Here is a 17146-nt window from a genome sequence, read left to right as displayed (position 1 = left end):
CGGCAGCGTGACGAAGGCGGCCCGAGGCCGGAGCCCGCTCAGTCCGGCGCGCGCCCAAGCACCACGCGCGCGAAGAACCCCGCCAGCACCGACTCGGCCACCTCGGCCGACACGTGCTGCGGATCGGCCGAGTAGTACGACTGCACGCCGTCGCACAGGCACATCAGCCCGAACGCCAGCGTCTCCGCCGGCAGCAGCAGCGGCGTGCCCGCACGCTCGGAGAAGCGCCGGATGAACTCGGCCATCTGCAGGCGCTTGCCATGCAGGAACTGGTTGAACCGAACGCGGAATTTCGCGTCGCGCGCGGCCTGCAGCTTCGCCTCGCCCCACAGCAGCGAATACTCGTCGTCCTGAAACAGCGTCCGGTAATACGCGAGCGACATCGACTCCATCTGCTCGCGCGTGCCGCCCCCGTCGAAGATCGCCTGGAAGTCGGCCTGCACCTCCGCGTGATTGCGCTCCAGCAATGCCAGCAGCAGGTCGGACTTGCTGCGGAAATTCGAGTAGAACGCGCCGCGCGTATAGCCGGCCGCCGCCGCGATGTCCTCGACGCTCGCGGCGACAAAACCTTTCTTCAGAAAAATACGGTGCGCGGCAATCAGCAGACGTTCGCGCGTCTGGTCCCTGCTCTGCTCGCGAGTTAAGCGCTGTGGTTTCATGGCGCGCAGTCTAGCACCCTTTACCTTTCGGATTCATCTTTGCATTCAGATACAGGTGTGTATTAGAATTCGCCACAGTTTCTGAAAGATGGTGTCCGCACGCCCGTGCCGGCGCCGCTCGGGGCAAGCGCCCGCCGCGCTTGCCGGCTTCGTTCCGCTCTCGCTCTCACCTCATCTGGGGGTTTCGTGAATCGCTCCGGTTCCCGCGTCGCGCTGCTGGTCGGCGCCGCGCTCGTCGTCGCCGCCTGTCATCCGAAAGAATCCGCGCCGCCCGCCCCGCGCCCCGTCGTCGCGCTGCCCGCCCATGCCGACGACGCTGCCGTCGCCCGCACGCTCCCCGGCGAGATCCAGCCGCGCTACGCCACCCCGCTTTCGTTCCGCATCGCCGGCAAGATCATCGAGCGCAAGGTGCGCCTCGGCGATACGGTCAAGGTCGGCCAGGTCGTCGCGCTGCTCGATCCGTCCGACGTCGAGAAGAACGCCGCGAGCGCGCAGGCGCAACTCGATGCCGCGACGCACAGCCTCGCGTTCGCGAAGCAGCAGCTCGACCGCGATCGCGCGCAGGCGCGCGAAAACCTGATCGCGACCGCGCAGCTCGAGCAGACCGAGAACAGCTACACGTCGGCGCTCGCGCAGCGCGACCAGGCGCAGCAACAGCTCGCGCTCGCGAAGAACCAGCTCCGCTACGCGACGCTCGTCGCCGACCACGCGGGCTATATCACCGCCGAACAGGCCGACACCGGCCAGAACGTGTCGGCCGGCCAGGCCGTCTACCAGCTCGCGTGGTCCGGCGACGTCGACGTCGTCAGCGACGTGCCCGAGGCCGCGCTTGCATCGCTCACGCCGGGCCACGCGGCCACCGTCACGCTGCCGTCGCTGCCGGGCCGCCCGTTCGCCGCGAAGGTGCGCGAAATCGCACCGGCCGCCGATCCGCAAAGCCGCACGTATCGCGTGAAGCTCACGCTCGCCGCACCCGATCCGGCGATCCGGCTCGGGATGACGGCCAGCGTCGCGTTCGACGGCGCACCGGCCGCCGGCGACGCGCAGTCGATCACGCTGCCCGCGACCGCGCTGTTCCACGACGGCCAGCAGCCGGCCGTGTGGGTCGTGCGCACGAAGGACGACACGCTCGAGCTGCGCCGCGTCGACGTCGCGCGCTTCAACGAGCGCACGGTGACGGTGTCGCACGGGCTACAGCCCGGCGAACGCGTCGTGCTGCAGGGCGTGCACACGGTCAGCGCGGGCGAAAAGGTCCGCGCGATCGCGCCGCTGCATCCGGAGGACTTCGCATCGTGAGCGTTTCCTACGAAGAAGGCCGCTTCAACCTGTCGGCGTGGGCGCTGCGCCACCAGGCGCTGGTCGTCTACCTGATCGCGCTCGCGACGCTCGCGGGCATCCTTGCCTACACCCGCCTCGCGCAACCCGAAGACCCGCCGTTCACGTTCCGCGTGATGGTGATCCGCACGTTCTGGCCCGGCGCGACCGCGCGGCAGGTGCAGGAACAGGTCACCGACCGGATCGGCCGCAAGCTGCAGGAAACGCCGGCCATCGACTTCCTGCGCAGCTATTCGCGCCCCGGCGAATCGCTGATCTTCTTCACGATGAAGGATTCGGCGCCCGTGAAGGACGTGCCGGAAACCTGGTACCAGATCCGCAAAAAGGTCGGCGACATCGGCTATACGCTGCCGCCCGGCGTGCAGGGCCCGTTCTTCAACGACGAATTCGGCGACGTCTACACCAACATCTGGACGCTCGAAGGCGACGGCTTCACGCCGGCGCAGCTCCACGATTACGCCGACCAGCTGCGCACCGTGCTGCTGCGCGTGCCGGGTGTCGGCAAGGTCGACTATTTCGGCGACCCCGACCAGCGGATCTTCATCGAGGTCAACAACGCGCAGCTCACGCGCCTCGGCATCTCGCCGCAGCAGCTCGGGCAGGCGATCAACGCGCAAAACGACATCTCGTCGGCCGGCACGCTGACGACCAGCGACGACCGTGTGTTCGTGCGGCCGAGCGGCCAGTTCGACAACGTCGACGCGATCGCCGACACGCTGATCCGCATCAACGGCCGCACGTTCCGGCTCGGCGATCTCGCGACGGTGAAGCGCGGCTACGACGATCCGGCCGTCACGCAGATGCGCGCCGGCGGCAAGGCGGTGCTCGGCATCGGCGTCACGATGCAGCCGGGCGGCGACGTGATCCGGCTCGGCAAGGCGCTCGACGCCGAATCGAAGGACCTGCAGGCGCAACTGCCGGCCGGCCTCAAGCTGACGCTGGTATCGAGCATGCCGCATGCGGTCGCGCATTCGGTCGACGACTTCCTCGAAGCCGTCGCGGAAGCCGTCGCGATCGTGCTGGTGGTGAGCCTCGTGTCGCTCGGCCTGCGCACCGGGATGGTGGTCGTGATCTCGATTCCCGTGGTGCTCGCGGTCACCGCTCTCTTCATGTACCTGTTCGACATCGGGCTGCACAAGGTGTCGCTCGGCACGCTCGTGCTCGCGCTCGGGCTGCTCGTCGACGACGCGATCATCGCGGTCGAGATGATGGCCGTGAAGCTCGAACAGGGCTACACCCGCGCCCGCGCCGCCGCATTCGCCTATACGAGCACCGCGTTCCCGATGCTGACGGGCACGCTCGTCACCGTGTCGGGCTTCCTGCCGATCGCGCTCGCGAAATCGAGCACCGGCGAATACACGCGCTCGATCTTCGAGGTGTCTGCGATCGCACTGATCGCGTCGTGGTTCGCGGCGGTCGTGCTGATCCCGCTGCTCGGCTTCCACCTGCTGCCCGAGCGCAAGCGGCAAGCGCATGAAGCGCACCTGCCCGACGACCACGAGCACGACATCTACGACACGCGTTTCTACCGGCGTCTGCGCGGCTGGATCGACTGGTGCATCGAACGGCGCTTCGTCGTGCTGTTGATCACGGGCGCGCTGTTCGTCGTCGCGCTGATGGGCTTCACGCTCGTGCCGCAGCAGTTCTTCCCGAGCTCCGATCGCCCCGAGCTGCTGGTCGACCTGCGGCTGCCCGAAGGCGCGTCGTTCGCGGCGACGCTGCGCGAGACCGAACGGCTCGAGAAAGTGATCGACAAGCGCCCCGAGATCGATCATTCGGTGAACTTCGTCGGCAGCGGCGCGCCGCGCTTCTACCTGCCGCTCGACCAGCAGCTTCAGTTGCCGAACTTCGCGCAGTTCGTGATCACCGCGAAATCGGTGAAGGACCGCGAAAAGCTCGCGACCTGGCTCGAAACCACGTTGCGCGAGCAGTTCCCGGCCGTGCGCTCGCGGCTGTCGCGGCTCGAGAACGGCCCGCCGGTCGGCTATCCGGTGCAGTTCCGCGTGAGCGGCGACAGCATCGCGACGGTCCGCTCGATCGCGGAGAAGGTCGCGGCGACGATGCGCGGCGACGCACGCACCGTCAACGTGCAGTTCGACTGGGACGAGCCGGCCGAGCGCTCGGTGCGCTTCGAGATCGACCAGAAGAAGGCGCGCGAGCTGAACGTCACGTCGCAGGACGTGTCGAGCTTCCTCGCGATGACGCTGTCTGGCACGACCGTCACGCAGTACCGCGAGCGCGACAAGCTGATCGCGGTCGACCTGCGCGCGCCGCGGGCCGATCGTGTCGATCCGGGCAAGCTCGCCGGCCTCGCGCTGCCGACCCCGAACGGCCCCGTGCCGCTCGGCTCGCTCGGCCGCTTCAAGCCGACGCTCGAATACGGCGTCGTGTGGGAGCGCGACCGCCAGCCGACCATCACCGTGCAGTCGGACGTGCGCGCCGGCGCGCAGGGCATCGACGTCACCCATGCGGTCGACGCGAAGCTGAACACGTTGCGCGCGCAACTGCCGGTCGGCTATCAGATCAACATCGGCGGCTCGGTCGAAGAAAGCGCGAAGGCGCAGAAGTCGATCAATGCGCAGATGCCGCTGATGGCGATCGCCGTGTTCACGCTGCTGATGATCCAGCTGCAGAGCTTCTCGCGCGTGCTGATGGTCGTGCTGACCGCGCCGCTCGGGCTGATCGGCGTGGTCGCGACGCTGCTGCTGTTCGGCCAGCCGTTCGGCTTCGTCGCGATGCTCGGCGTGATCGCGATGTTCGGGATCATCATGCGCAACTCGGTGATCCTCGTCGACCAGATCGAGCAGGACATCGCGGTCGGCCACCGCCGCATCGACGCGATCATCGGCGCGACCGTGCGGCGCTTCCGCCCGATCACGCTGACGGCCGCGGCCGCCGTGCTCGCGCTGATCCCGCTGCTGCGCTCGAACTTCTTCGGGCCGATGGCGACCGCGCTGATGGGCGGCATAACGAGCGCGACCGTGCTGACGCTGTTCTACCTGCCCGCGCTGTATGCGACGTGGTTCCGCGTGAAGCACGACGAACGCGACCCGCATGACGGCCCGCCGCCTGGCGGCACGCCTGCCGCGCCGTCGGGAGTCTGACCATGGATCGATCGATGAACCTGAAAACACACGCCGTGCGGGCACTCGCGGTGGCGGGCCTCGCCGGCCCGCTCGCGGGCTGCGCCTGGTTCGCGCCGAGCGGCGAGCCGCCCGCGATGCCGTCGCCCGCGCACTATGGCGCCACGCCGCAAGTCCAGCAGACCGTGTCCGCGCAAGGCGTCACGCAGCAGTTCGAGGTCGGCGCGCAACCGGTGCCCGACTGGTGGAAACAGTACCGCTCCGACGCGCTGAACGCGCTCGTCGACGAAGGGCTGCGCAACAGCCCGACGTTGAGCGCGGCATCCCACTCGCTCGATGCCGCGCGCGAACAGTTGCGCGGGCAGATCGGCAGCTCGATGCTGCCGTCGATCGACGCGGGCGGCCAGGCCACGCGCCAGCGTGCGCTCGGCGTGCCGATTCCCGCGCTCGGCGCGCCAACGCTGCTGTACGACACGTTCGTCGGGCAGCTGCAGGCGAGCTACACGATCGACCTGTTCGGCGCGTCGCGTTTCGCGAACCGCGCGCTGGCGCGCCGCGTCGACGTCAGCGCGTTCCAGCTCGAATCCGCACGGCGCGCGCTGGCCGCGAACATCGTCACCGCGTCGATCACGGTGTCGGTGCTGAATGCGCAGATCAACACGACCGAGCGGCTGGTCGCGCTCGCCAACGACCAGGCGCACGATGCCGAACGCCGCTACGCGCTTGGTTCCACCTCGCGCAGCGACGCGCTGAACGCGCGGCAAAGCGCCGACACGTTCGCGGCGAGCCTGCCCGCGCTGCGCCAGCAGCGCGACTCGGCGCGCCATGCGCTCGCGGTGCTGGTCGGCCGCACGCCTGACCAGCCGCCAGCCGATCTCACGCTCGCCGACCTGCACCTGCCCGAGCAGGTGCCCGTCGTCGTGCCGTCGGACCTGCTGCAAAGCCGCCCGGACATCCAGGCGGCCGACGCGGGGCTGAAGGCGGCCGCGGCCGAAGTGGGCCTCGCGACCGCGCAGATGTTCCCGCAGCTGTCGCTGTCGGCCGCGATGGGCAAAGGCGGCTTCAGCTGGCCGACGATGCTGTCGGGCGCCGGCGCGATCTGGAACGTCGGCGCGTCGCTGAGCCAGCCGATCTTCCATGGCGGCGCGCTGCTCGCGCAGCGCCGCGCGGCGAAGGCGACCTACGAGGCCGCCGTCGACCAGTACAAGCAGGCCGTGCTCGGCGCATTCCAGAACGTCGCCGATTCGCTCGCCGCGCTCGAGCACGATGCGGAGGCGCTCGACGCGTCGTCCCGTGCCGCGCTGTCCGCGCGCGGCGCGTACGACGACGCGGCGGCCCGCGTGCGGCTCGGCGCGCTGCCGCCGTCGGCCGCGCGCGCCAGCGAGCTGCAGTATCGCAACGCACGGCTCGACGAGATCCGCGCGACCGGCGCGCGGTTCGCGGATACCGCGCGGCTTTACCAGGCGATGGGCACGCCGCCGGTCGACAAGACCGGCCAGTCCGGCAAGACCGACAAGGCGGCCGACGCGTCCGCCACCGGCCAGCAAGCGCGCGCCGCCGGCGCCGACACCCCGCCTTCGCCGCCTGCTCCACAATAAGCCGGCCCTGCCATCGGGTGCGCGGAATCCCGCCGCGTACCCGATTTCCGATCTTCCGCTTGACCCTCACGTAGCGTAACGTTCGAGACTCCAGTGTGCGACCCGAATGGAGGAACGAATGCGACTGAAAGTGGGAGAACTGGCGAAACGCAGCGGGCTGACCGTCCGCACGCTTCATCACTATCACGCGATCGGTCTGCTGACGCCTTCGGCGCGCGCCGACAACGGCTACCGGCTGTACGACCGCCACGACATCGCCCGGCTCCACCAGATCCAGGCGCTGCGTCGCTTCGGCCTGTCGCTCACCGAAATCGGCGACCACCTGAACCAGCCCGACACGCCGCTCGTCGAGATCGTCGCGAAGCAGATCGCGCTGCTCGACCGTCAGCTCGCGCAGACCACGCAGCTGCGCGAGCGGCTCGTGAACCTGCATGCGCAGCTCGCCGCGGGCACGGAGCCGGAGCTGGCCGATTGGCTCACCACACTGGAGTTGATGACCGTGTACGTCAAATACTTTTCCGAGGAAGAACTCGCGCGCCTGCCGATGTACCAGAAGAGCCAGGCGGGCGACGCCGAATGGATCGCACTCGTCGACGAGGTGCGTGCGCTGCACGACGCGGGCGTGCCCGCCGAGGACGAACGCACCCGTGCGCTCGCCAGCCGCTGGATGGCGCTGCTCGTGCGCGACACGAACGGCGATCCACGGCTGCTGGCGAAGCTGAACCTGATGCACGAACACGAACCGGCGATGCAGTCGAAGATCGGCATTTCGACCGCGCTGCGCGACTATGTGCTGCGCGCGTCGTCGGAAACCAAGATGCGGATCTTCGAGAAGTATCTCGCGCCGGACGAGATCCGCTTCATGCGGGCGCACTATGGTGAAAGCGCGATGGCATGGCCGCAACTGATGGGCGACGTGCGCGACGCGATCGATGCGGGCGCTCGGCCGGATTCACCGGAAGGCCGCGCGCTCGCGCAGCGCTGGCTCACGCTGTTCTGCAGCTATGCGGGCAACGATCCGGCCACGCATGCGAAATTCCGCCACGCGATGACGAACGAGCCGTCGCTGACGAAGGATTCGTGGATCGACGATACGTTGATCGGCTTCGTGCGGGACGCGATGGCGCAGCTTGCGCCAGCGCGATGAACACGTCGAGCGCGTTGAGCGCATGACGGTGCGGGCGGCACGCGGGTTTCCCGCGTGCCGCCCGCTTCACCATTTGCAGCCCGCGCGCAACGCACGGCCAGCGCGACGACGCACGACCTGCGGCGCCCCGCTACTTCGGCACCTGGCGGTTGAGACGTGTCAGTCCGGCTCGCCGACGCCGTCATCGCTGAACGCGAGCAGGTCGCCGGGCTGGCAGTCGAGATAGCGGCAGATCGCCTCGAGCGTCGCGAAACGGATGCCCTTGACCTTCCCTTGCTTGAGCAGCGACAGATTCTGTTCGGTGATGCCGACGGCTGCCGCGAGATCCTTCGAGCGGACCTTGCGCGTCGCGAGCATCACATCGAGCTTGACCACGATCGACATGGCGCGCCTCAGACGAACTGGCGATGCTCGGCGTCGAGCGTACTCGCCTGCCGGAGGATATGTGCGATCACGGCAATGCAGGCCGCGGTGAACAGCGCGACGACGTACGGCAGACCGAAGCCGATGCTGACCATGCGCTGGCCGACCGGTTCGAGCATCGTCGCCCACATACTGAGGAGCGGTTCGCACAGTACGCTCAGCAATACCCACAGGCCGATCCCGCGCCCGGTCTTGCCGAGATGGCCGGCCGCTTGCGCGGAGAAGTAGTCGCGGTGCGCATACGTGCGGAACAGCAGACGCAGGTGACGCAGGCCGTTCGCAAGCGCGACGAGCGGTACGCCCGACAACAGAAAGCCGCCGACCTTCTGCCACCACGGGAACGCAGCGACGTCGACGTTCAGGTTGGAGATCACCGAGTCGGACAAGCCGAATGCAAACCCGGGCCCGGTACGCATCAGGATCAACGACGGAAAGGCCCAGAACGCTGCGTTAAGCACCAACAGGCCGACGATCAACGACAGCGTGACGGCAGCCATGCGCTGGCTGATACGGGCAATGCGATCGGAATGCATGTGAAGTCCTCGACGGGGAATGAACGTGTGTCGAGTGTACACTGATAATTATCGTAAAACGATAATTAATCGTTGCTCTGGAATGATTTTTTATCGCATGGCATGTTCGACTCACCTCGACAGGCGCGCGTCGCACGCACCGTCGCGCCCGCCGATCATGAACGAAGACGCCCCCGGATCGAACGCGCCATTATCCGCATGGGCACATCGCGCCGCCATTGCACCCCGCTCACCCACCGCGCGACCCGAGCCCGAGCGCCTTCAGGCGGCGGTACAGCGTCCGCTCGCTCATTCCCGTCCGTTCGGCCAGTGCCTTGCGCGTGCCGGCGAACCCGCTCGCGATCCGCACGAGTTCGGCATCCGTCAGCACACCAGCCGCCCCCTCCTGCGGCACCGCCGATGCGACAACCAGCTCGGCCGGCAGATGCTCGACGCGGATCGTCCCGTCGTCCGCGAACAGGCACGCGCGTTCGAGCACGTTGCGCAGCTCGCGGATGTTGCCCGGCCACGCATACGCATCGAGACACGCACGCGCGCGCTCGGTCAGCACGAACGGCCGGGCCGCGAACGGCCGCGCGCCCGCGTCGCCCGCGCCGGCACGCGCGTTCGCGATCCGCCGCAGGATCGACTCGGCCAGCAGCGCGACGTCCCCGCGCCGGTCGCGCAGTGCCGGCAACGGAATCGGAAACGCGTTGATCCGGTAGTAGAGATCCTGCCGGAACCGGCCGTCGTCGATCATCTCGCGCAGCGGCTTGTGCGTCGCCGCGACCAGCCGGAAATCCGCGCGCAGCGCCTCGACGCCGCCGACGCGGCGGAACGTGCCCGACTCGATCAGCCGCAGCAGCTTCACCTGCATCGGCAGCGGCACGTCGCCGATCTCGTCGAGAAACAGCGTGCCGCCCTGCGCAGTCTCGACGAGGCCCGGCTTGCGTTGGTTCGCCCCCGTGAACGCACCCTTCTCGTAGCCGAACAGTTCGCTCTCGAACAGCGTCTCGGCGATCCCCGAGCAATCGACGACGACGAACGGCCCCATCGCGCGATCGCTCGCCTCGTGCAGCGCACGGGCGAACAGCTCCTTGCCGGTGCCCGATTCGCCGAGCAGCAGCACCGGCAGCATCGAGGGCGCCACGCGCTGCAATGCGCCGAGCGCCGCATTGAACGCGTCGGCGCCGCCGACGAGCCCTTCCGCGCTCGGCTGCGCGGACGCGCTGCGCACCGTCGTCAGCCGCTCGACGTACGCGATCACGTTGCCGTGCGCATCGAAGATCGGCCGCAATTCGACGTCGACGTGCTCGGGGCCGCGCGGCGTGTGGTGGATGTGCAGCACGCGGTTCAGCCCGCGCGATTCGAGCGCCTGCTTCATCGGGCAATGCTCGCCGGCCTGGTCGCACGGCACGTCGTAGTGATGCGAGACCTCGAAGCAGTGCCGGCCCACGTGCTCGACGCCGGCGACGCCGAACTGGCGCCGGTACGCATCGTTCGCCGCGAGGATGCGGTAGTCGGGATCGACGACGATCATCGGCTGCGGATCCTGCTCGAGATACGCGACGAGCGCGCGCACGTCGGGCATGACGTCGTGGCGCGGCGCGGGGACGATCGGGATGGTGTCGTGCGGATTCATGCGGACGCTCGGTGAAAGGCAGCCTGACGAACTGCCAGGCAGACTGCCAATTCTGCCACGACACTGCCAAACATGGCAGTCAGAAGCCGCAGCCGGGTGCCGCCAACACCCGCGCATCGCTGCAACCGCCCCGAAAACCCGAGCCGAATCAAATCCCTGGCGGATCGGCCGGTGCGTCGGCGCACGCTGGCACGCTTCTTGAGTGACCCATCCCGATTGCAGATGCAGAACCCGATCGAGGACACCCCGTGAGCGATGCCACCACGCTGTCGGTCGAAGGCTTTTTCGACCCGGCGACCCACACCGTCAGCTATCTGCTGCTCGATACCGCGAGCCGTGCGTGCGCGCTGATCGACAGCGTGCTCGACTACGACCCGAAATCCGGCCGCACGCACACGGCCAGCGCCGACCGGCTGATCGCCCGCGTCGCCGAACTTGGCGCGGACGTGCACTGGCTGCTGGAAACCCATGTGCACGCCGACCACCTGTCGGCCGCGCCGTACCTGAAGGAACACGTCGGCGGCCGGATCGCGATCGGTTCGCACGTGCGCCGCGTGCAGCACGTGTTCGGCACGCTGTTCAACGCGGGGCCCGGCTTCGCGCAGGACGGCCGCCAGTTCGACCGGCTGCTCGACGACGGCGACACGCTCGCGCTCGGCGCGCTGACGATCCGCGCGCTGCATACGCCCGGCCACACGCCCGCGTGCATGACCTACTGCGTCGACGACGCGACGCAGCGCGCGGCCTTCGTCGGCGACACGCTGTTCATGCCCGACTACGGCACGGCGCGCTGCGACTTCCCGGGCGGCGACGCACGCACGCTGTACCGCTCGATCGCGCGCGTGCTCCGCCTGCCGCCCGACACGCGCCTGTACCTGTGCCACGACTACCAGCCGGGTGGCCGCGACGTGCAGTTCGTGACGACCGTGGCCGAGCAGCGCCACGCGAACGTGCACGTGAAGGACGGCGTGACCGAGGACGATTTCGTCGCGATGCGCACCGCGCGCGACGCCACGCTCGCGATGCCCGTGCTGATGCTGCCGTCCGTGCAGGTCAACATGCGCGCCGGCCACCTGCCCGAGCCCGAAGACAACGGCGTGCGCTACCTGAAGATCCCGCTCGACGCGATCTGAGCGACACGCCCCCCATCCGGAGACCCCTGACATGACCATCCGCAAGCTGACCGACGCGCTGTCGGTCTCGCCGCAGATCGCGGCGGCCGACCTGCCCGCGCTTCACGCGGCCGGCATCCGCGCGATCATCTGCAACCGCCCCGACGGCGAAGGCCCCGACCAGCCGACCGTCACCGAGATCCGCACGGCCGCCGCGCCGCTCGGCATCGACGTGCATTACCTGCCGGTCGATACGGGCAAGGTGACCGACGACCAGGCCGCACAATTCGGCGCGCTCGTCGCGTCGCTTGAAGGCCCGGTGCTCGCGTACTGCCGCAGCGGCACGCGTTCGGCCACGCTGTGGGCGCTGTCGCAAGCCGGCCTGCGTCCGCTGAACGACATCGTCGCGACGGCCGCTGCGGCCGGCTACGACCTGCACGCGATCGCCTCACGCGTCGCGCAAGGCGGCAGGCTGGCGGCACCGGCGGTCGACGCGCGGCACGACATCGTGATCGTCGGCGCGGGCGCAGCAGGCATCGCGGTTGCATCGAGCCTACTCGCGCGTGACGCATCGCTCGACATCGCGGTGATCGATCCGGCCGACGTCCACTACTACCAGCCGGGCTGGACGATGGTCGGCGCGGGCGTGTTTCGGCCCGAGACCACCGCGCGCCGGATGACCGACGTGCTGCCGCGCGGCGTGCACCGGATCCAGGCCGCCGTCGCGGGCTTCGAGCCCGACGCGCACACGGTCGTGCTCGACGGCTGCCGCCGCATCGGCTATCGCAAGCTCGTCGTGTGCCCGGGGCTCAAGCTCGACTGGCACGCGATCGACGGCCTCGCCGACACGCTCGGCCGCAACGGCGTCACGTCCAACTACCGCTACGATCTCGCGCCGTACACGTGGGAACTCGTTCGCGCGTTCCGCGGCGGCAACGCCCTCTTCACGCAGCCGCCGATGCCGATCAAGTGCGCGGGCGCGCCGCAGAAGGCGATGTACCTGTCGTGCGACCACTGGCGGCGTTCCGGCCGCCTGGAAGCCGCGAACGTCGAGTTCCTGAATGCGGGCGGCGCACTGTTCGGCGTCCCCGACTACGTGCCCGCGCTGATGGAGTACGTGAAAAGCTACGACATCGCGCTGTCGTTCGGCCACAACCTCGTGTCGATCGACGGGCCCGCACGCCGTGCGACGTTCGCGCGCGCGCTGCCGGACGGCGGCAAGGAAACCGTCGTGCGTTCGTTCGACATGATCCATGTCGTGCCGCCGCACAAGGCGCCCGACTTCGTGCGTTCGAGCCCGCTCGCCGACGCGGCCGGCTGGATCGACGTCGATCCGGCGACGCTGCGGCACCGGCAGTTCCCGGACATCTACGCGCTCGGCGACGCGACCAACACGACCAACGCGAAAACGGCCGCGGCCGCCCGCAAGCAGGCGCCCGTCGTCGCGCACAACCTGCTCGCGTCGCTCGGCCGCGCGCAGGGCGACGCCGCTTACGACGGCTACGGCTCGTGCCCGCTCACCGTCGAACGCGGCAAGATCGTGCTCGCCGAATTCCTGTACGGCGGCAAGGTCGCGCCGACCTTCCCCGCGTGGCTGATCGACGGCAAGCGCCCGTCGCGGCTCGCCTGGCTGCTCAAGGAGCGCGTGCTGCCGCCGCTCTACTGGAAGGCGATGCTCAAGGGCCGCGAATGGCTCGCGAAGCCCGCGATCGCACGTTGACCGGAGCGCGCTGACGCCATGCTGATTTCCCTCGTCCTGGGCGGTTTCGTCGGTGCCGTGCTCGGCCTGACCGGCGCCGGCGGCGGCATCCTCGCGGTGCCGGCGCTGGTCGTCGGCATGAGCTGGCCGATGCAGCAGGCCACGCCCGTCGCGCTCGTCGCGGTGGCCGGCAGCGCCGCGCTCGGCGCGCTCGAAGGTTTCCGCCGCGGGCTCGTGCGCTATCGCGCGGCGCTGCTGATGGCCGTGGCCGGCGTGCCGCTGACCACGCTCGGCGTGCGGCTCGCGCACGTGCTGCCGCAACGCCTGCTGCTCGCGCTGTTCGCGCTGACGATGCTGGTCGTCGCCGGCCGCCTGTTGCGGCAGGCGCTGCGACACGCGCCGGTCGACGCGGAAGCGTCGCCGCTGTGCGTCGGCCGCGTGAATCCCGATACGGGCCGGCTCGTGTGGTCCTGGCCGGTCGGCGTCGCGCTGGCGTCGACCGGCGCGATGACGGGCCTGATGACGGGGCTGCTCGGTGTCGGCGGCGGCTTCGTGATCGTGCCGATGCTGCGCAAGTTCACGAACGTGTCGATGCACGGTGTCGTCGCGACGTCGCTGATGGTGATCGCGCTCGTCGGCACCGGCGGCGTGTTCGCGACGCTCGTGTCGGGCACGCGCGCACCGCTCGACGTGACGCTGTGGTTCACCGTCGCGACCGCGCTCGGCATGGCCGCCGGTCGTGGCGCGTCGCGCCACCTCGCCGCGCGGCACGTGCAGGCCGGGTTCGCTGCCGTGCTCGTATGCGTCGCGCTCGGGCTGCTGGCGAAGGCGGCGTTCGGCGTGTAAGCCGGCGCGCGACCGGGCGCGGGAATCGAACCCGCGTCCCGTCTACGATGCCGTTCATCTGTCGCAATCGCGTATAGACCGGCACCGATCCATACGCGGCGCCACCCAAACAAAACGCCCGGCCCGACTCGTCGTCGGCACCGGGCGTTTTTTTACAGCAGCGATCGCAACCCGAACGTCAGGCCGCGAACCCCGCCATCCGCTTGCGTTCCTGGCGCAGCATCACGAAGTTCGCGATCACGACGCCGGCCGTCACCGCGACGATGAACAGCGTCGCGAGCGCGTTCATCTCCGGGTTCAAGCCCAGCCGCACACGCGAGAACACCACGAGCGGCAGCGTCGTCGAGCCGGGGCCCGACAGGAACGCCGACAGCACGAGGTCGTCGATCGACAGCGTGAACGACAGCAGCCAGCCCGCGATCAACGCCTGCGAAATCAGCGGCAGCGTGATCGTGAAGAACACCTTCAGCGGCGTCGCACCGAGATCGAGCGCGGCTTCTTCCAGCGACGGGTTCAGCTCGCGCACGCGTGACTGCACGATGATCGCGACGTACGAGATGCACAGCATCACGTGGCCGAGCCAGATCGTGAACACGCCGCGCTCGGCCGGCCAGCCGATCCACTTCGCCAGCTCGATGAACAGCAGCAGCAGCGAGATCCCCTGGATCACCTCGGGAATCACGAGCGGCGCGTTGATCATCCCGCTGAACAGCGCGAAACCGCGAAAGCGTCCCATCCGCGCGAGCACGAAGCCGGCCCACGTGCCGATGAACACCGACGCGAACGCGGTCAGCACGCCGATCTTCAGCGACAGCCACGCGGCCGTCAGCAGCTCGTCGTCCTCGACGAGCGCCGCGTACCAGCGGAACGAGAAGCCCGACCACACGGTGACGAGCTTCGACTCGTTGAACGAATAGACGATCAGGCTGATGATCGGGATGTACAGGAACGCGAAGCCGGCAAACAGCGCCGCGAACTGCAGGTAACGATTCGGCTTCATCGGCGGCCTCCCTGCTCCTTCGCCTGGAAGTGCTGGAACATCGCCATCGGCACGAGCAGCAGCAGCACCATCGCGCAGGTCACCGCCGACGCCATCGGCCAGTCTGCGTTGTTGAAGAACTCATTCCACATCACGCGGCCGATCATCAGCGTGTTCGCGCCGCCGAGCAGTTCGGGAATCACGTACTCGCCGACCGCCGGGATGAACACGAGCAGGCAGCCCGCGATGATCCCGTTCTTCGACAGCGGCAGCGTGATCTGCACGAATGCCTTCCACGGCTTGGCGCCGAGGTCGTACGCGGCTTCGAGCAGGCGCAGGTCCATCTTCACGAGGTGGGCGTAGAGCGGCATCACGAGGAACGGCAGGTACGAATAGACCATCCCGATGTACACCGCGTAGTTGGTGCGATACAGCTCGATCGGCGTATGCGTGAGCCCGATCCACATCAGGAAGTTGTTCAGCAGCCCGTTGTTCTTCAGGATGCCGATCCACGCGTACACGCGGATCAGGAACGATGTCCAGAACGGCAGCATCACGCCCATCATCAGCAGGTTGCGGGTCGCCGGGTTCGAGCGCGCGATGTAGTACGCCATCGGATAGCCGATCAGCAGACACAGCAGCGTCGTGATCGCGGCCACCCACACCGAGTTCACGTAGGTCGCGAAATACAGGCTGTCCGTGAACAGGAACGCGTAGTGCGACAGGTTCAGCGCGACGTGCACGACGCCGTCCGCGTACGACGCGAGCTCCGTGTACGGCGGGATGCCGAGCTGCAGCTCCGCGAAACTGATCTTGACGACCAGCACGAACGGCACGAGGAAGAACAGCACGAGCCACGTGAACGGGCCCGCCACGACCGCCGTGGCGCCCGTCAGGTTGAAGCGCCGCACCGGCCACTCGAGCAGGGACTTGAACGCGGTCATGACGTCAGCACCACGCCGGCCGTCGCGCTCCAGCGCACGTAGATCTCGTCGCCGAGTGCCGGCGTCTCGAGCTCCGAAATCGCGAGGCTCGACACGTTCGCGATCACCGTCTTGCCGCCGTCGAGCTTCACGTGATACAGCGAGTAGCCGCCCATGTAGGCGACGTTGCTGATCCGGCCGCGCGCCCAGTTGAACGCGCCTTCGGGCGGCTTGCGCGTGAGCGCGATCCGTTCGGGGCGCACCGACACGGTGACCGGCATCCCGAGCGGGCCCGAGATCCCGTGGCTCACGTACAGCCGGCTCGGCAGCTCCGGCGATTCGATATACACGTGGTCGGGTTCGTCCTCGACGGTCACGCCGTCGAACAGGTTCGTCGAGCCGATGAATTCGGCCGAGAAGCGGCTGTTCGGATATTCGTACACCTCGTTCGGCGAGCCGATCTGCACGATCTGCCCTTCGCTCATCACCGCGAGGCGATTGGCCATCGTCATCGCCTCTTCCTGGTCGTGCGTGACCATGATGCAGGTGACGCCGACCTTGTTCAGGATGTTGACGAGCTCGATCTGCGTGCGCTGGCGGATCTGCTTGTCGAGCGCGGACATCGGCTCGTCGAGCAGCAGCAGCTTCGGCCGCTTGACCAGCGAGCGCGCGAGCGCGACGCGCTGCTGCTGGCCGCCGGACAGCTGATGCGGCTTGCGCTTCGCGTACTTGCTCATCTGCACGAGTTCGAGCGCCGAAGCGACGCGCTCCTTCAGCTCGGCCTTCGGCGTGCCTTCCTGCTTGAGACCGAACGCGACGTTCGACTCGACCGACATGTGCGGGAACAGCGCATACGACTGGAACATCATGTTCACGGGCCGCTTGTACGGCGGCATCTGCGCGAGGTCCTCGCCGTCGATCAGGATCTTGCCCGACGTGACCGTCTCGAGGCCCGCGAGCATCCGCAGCAACGTCGACTTGCCGCAGCCCGAGCTGCCGAGCAGCGCGAACAGCTCGCCCTGGCGCACGGTCAGGTTGACGCTGCGCACGGCTTCGGTGTCGCCGAATTTCTTGACGACGTCGACGATCTGGACAAAGGTCTCGGCGCGCGCATCGGCGCCGGAGGAGGAAACGGAGGACGGCGCGCCCGCGACCGGCGCACCCGACTGGCTATTCATGATGTGCTGC

Annotated in this window: 14 protein-coding genes; 7 read left to right on the top strand and 7 right to left on the bottom strand. The window is 68.4% G+C overall.

The window, feature by feature from the left end:
* Positions 1 to 38: 38 nt before the first annotated feature.
* Positions 39 to 659 carry a TetR/AcrR family transcriptional regulator gene (locus tag QZM35_RS11000; RefSeq protein ID WP_089425509.1) on the bottom strand — a complete coding sequence of 207 codons (621 nt, stop codon included), beginning with the start codon at positions 657 to 659 and terminating at the stop codon, positions 39 to 41.
* A gap of 186 nt (positions 660 to 845) precedes the next feature.
* Between QZM35_RS11000 and QZM35_RS10995 the strand changes: the two genes are divergently transcribed.
* The 4 genes from QZM35_RS10995 (at position 846) to QZM35_RS10980 (ending at position 7822) form a co-directional block, all read left to right on the top strand.
* The gene (locus tag QZM35_RS10995) at positions 846 to 1955 is read left to right on the top strand and encodes an efflux RND transporter periplasmic adaptor subunit (RefSeq protein WP_089425510.1); all 1110 of its coding nucleotides are present in this window, start codon (positions 846 to 848) and stop codon (positions 1953 to 1955) included.
* On the top strand, positions 1952 to 5098 hold the full coding sequence (locus QZM35_RS10990; RefSeq protein ID WP_301775899.1) for an efflux RND transporter permease subunit: 3147 nt from the start codon (positions 1952 to 1954) through the stop codon (positions 5096 to 5098). The genes QZM35_RS10995 and QZM35_RS10990 overlap by 4 nt, the downstream gene beginning before the upstream one ends.
* A gap of 2 nt (positions 5099 to 5100) precedes the next feature.
* Positions 5101 to 6675, top strand: a complete 1575-nt coding sequence (locus QZM35_RS10985) for an efflux transporter outer membrane subunit (protein ID WP_301775898.1) — start codon at positions 5101 to 5103, stop codon at positions 6673 to 6675.
* Between the two features lie 118 nt (positions 6676 to 6793).
* Positions 6794 to 7822 (top strand): MerR family transcriptional regulator, encoded by a 1029-nt coding sequence (locus QZM35_RS10980; protein ID WP_301775897.1) that lies wholly within the window; start codon positions 6794 to 6796, stop codon positions 7820 to 7822.
* A 159-nt stretch (positions 7823 to 7981) separates the two neighbouring features.
* Here the strand turns inward: QZM35_RS10980 and QZM35_RS10975 are convergent, their stop codons facing one another.
* The 3 genes from QZM35_RS10975 to QZM35_RS10965 form a co-directional block, all read right to left on the bottom strand.
* The gene (locus tag QZM35_RS10975) at positions 7982 to 8206 is read right to left on the bottom strand and encodes a helix-turn-helix transcriptional regulator (RefSeq protein WP_027787308.1); all 225 of its coding nucleotides are present in this window, start codon (positions 8204 to 8206) and stop codon (positions 7982 to 7984) included.
* An 8-nt stretch (positions 8207 to 8214) separates the two neighbouring features.
* Positions 8215 to 8778 (bottom strand): DUF2975 domain-containing protein, encoded by a 564-nt coding sequence (locus QZM35_RS10970; protein ID WP_089425514.1) that lies wholly within the window; start codon positions 8776 to 8778, stop codon positions 8215 to 8217.
* Positions 8779 to 9007: 229 nt separating this feature from the next.
* Complete coding sequence (locus QZM35_RS10965; protein WP_301775896.1) at positions 9008 to 10399, bottom strand: sigma-54-dependent Fis family transcriptional regulator; 1392 nt, start codon at positions 10397 to 10399, stop codon at positions 9008 to 9010.
* 248 nt (positions 10400 to 10647) lie between these two features.
* Between QZM35_RS10965 and QZM35_RS10960 the strand changes: the two genes are divergently transcribed.
* The 3 genes from QZM35_RS10960 to QZM35_RS10950 are packed head-to-tail and all read left to right on the top strand — an operon-like array spanning position 10648 to position 14056.
* Positions 10648 to 11532, top strand: coding sequence for an MBL fold metallo-hydrolase (locus QZM35_RS10960; RefSeq protein WP_301775895.1), 885 nt, complete (start codon positions 10648 to 10650; stop codon positions 11530 to 11532).
* 31 nt (positions 11533 to 11563) lie between these two features.
* On the top strand, positions 11564 to 13231 hold the full coding sequence (locus QZM35_RS10955) for a bifunctional protein tyrosine phosphatase family protein/NAD(P)/FAD-dependent oxidoreductase (RefSeq protein ID WP_301775894.1): 1668 nt from the start codon (positions 11564 to 11566) through the stop codon (positions 13229 to 13231).
* Between the two features lie 18 nt (positions 13232 to 13249).
* Complete coding sequence (locus QZM35_RS10950; RefSeq protein WP_301775893.1) at positions 13250 to 14056, top strand: sulfite exporter TauE/SafE family protein; 807 nt, start codon at positions 13250 to 13252, stop codon at positions 14054 to 14056.
* 178 nt (positions 14057 to 14234) lie between these two features.
* Here QZM35_RS10950 and QZM35_RS10945 read toward each other — a convergent pair whose 3' ends face one another.
* From QZM35_RS10945 to QZM35_RS10935, 3 genes are read right to left on the bottom strand one after another with little or no spacing between them, the layout of a single operon-like run.
* Positions 14235 to 15056 carry an ABC transporter permease subunit gene (locus tag QZM35_RS10945; protein ID WP_089431135.1) on the bottom strand — a complete coding sequence of 274 codons (822 nt, stop codon included), beginning with the start codon at positions 15054 to 15056 and terminating at the stop codon, positions 14235 to 14237.
* Entirely contained in the window at positions 15053 to 15979 is a 927-nt protein-coding gene (locus tag QZM35_RS10940) for an ABC transporter permease subunit (protein ID WP_089425520.1), read from the bottom strand. Before QZM35_RS10940 ends, QZM35_RS10945 begins: the two co-directional genes overlap by 4 nt.
* Positions 15976 to 17136, bottom strand: coding sequence for an ABC transporter ATP-binding protein (locus QZM35_RS10935; RefSeq protein WP_089425521.1), 1161 nt, complete (start codon positions 17134 to 17136; stop codon positions 15976 to 15978). Before QZM35_RS10935 ends, QZM35_RS10940 begins: the two co-directional genes overlap by 4 nt.
* Between the last annotated feature and the right edge of the window lie 10 nt (positions 17137 to 17146).

Origin of the sequence: Burkholderia sp. AU45274, assembly GCF_030482505.1 — a bacterium.
GTDB lineage: Bacteria > Pseudomonadota > Gammaproteobacteria > Burkholderiales > Burkholderiaceae > Burkholderia.
Note: the sequence above shows the minus strand (reverse complement) of the source record. Positions and strands in the feature narration are given on the sequence as shown.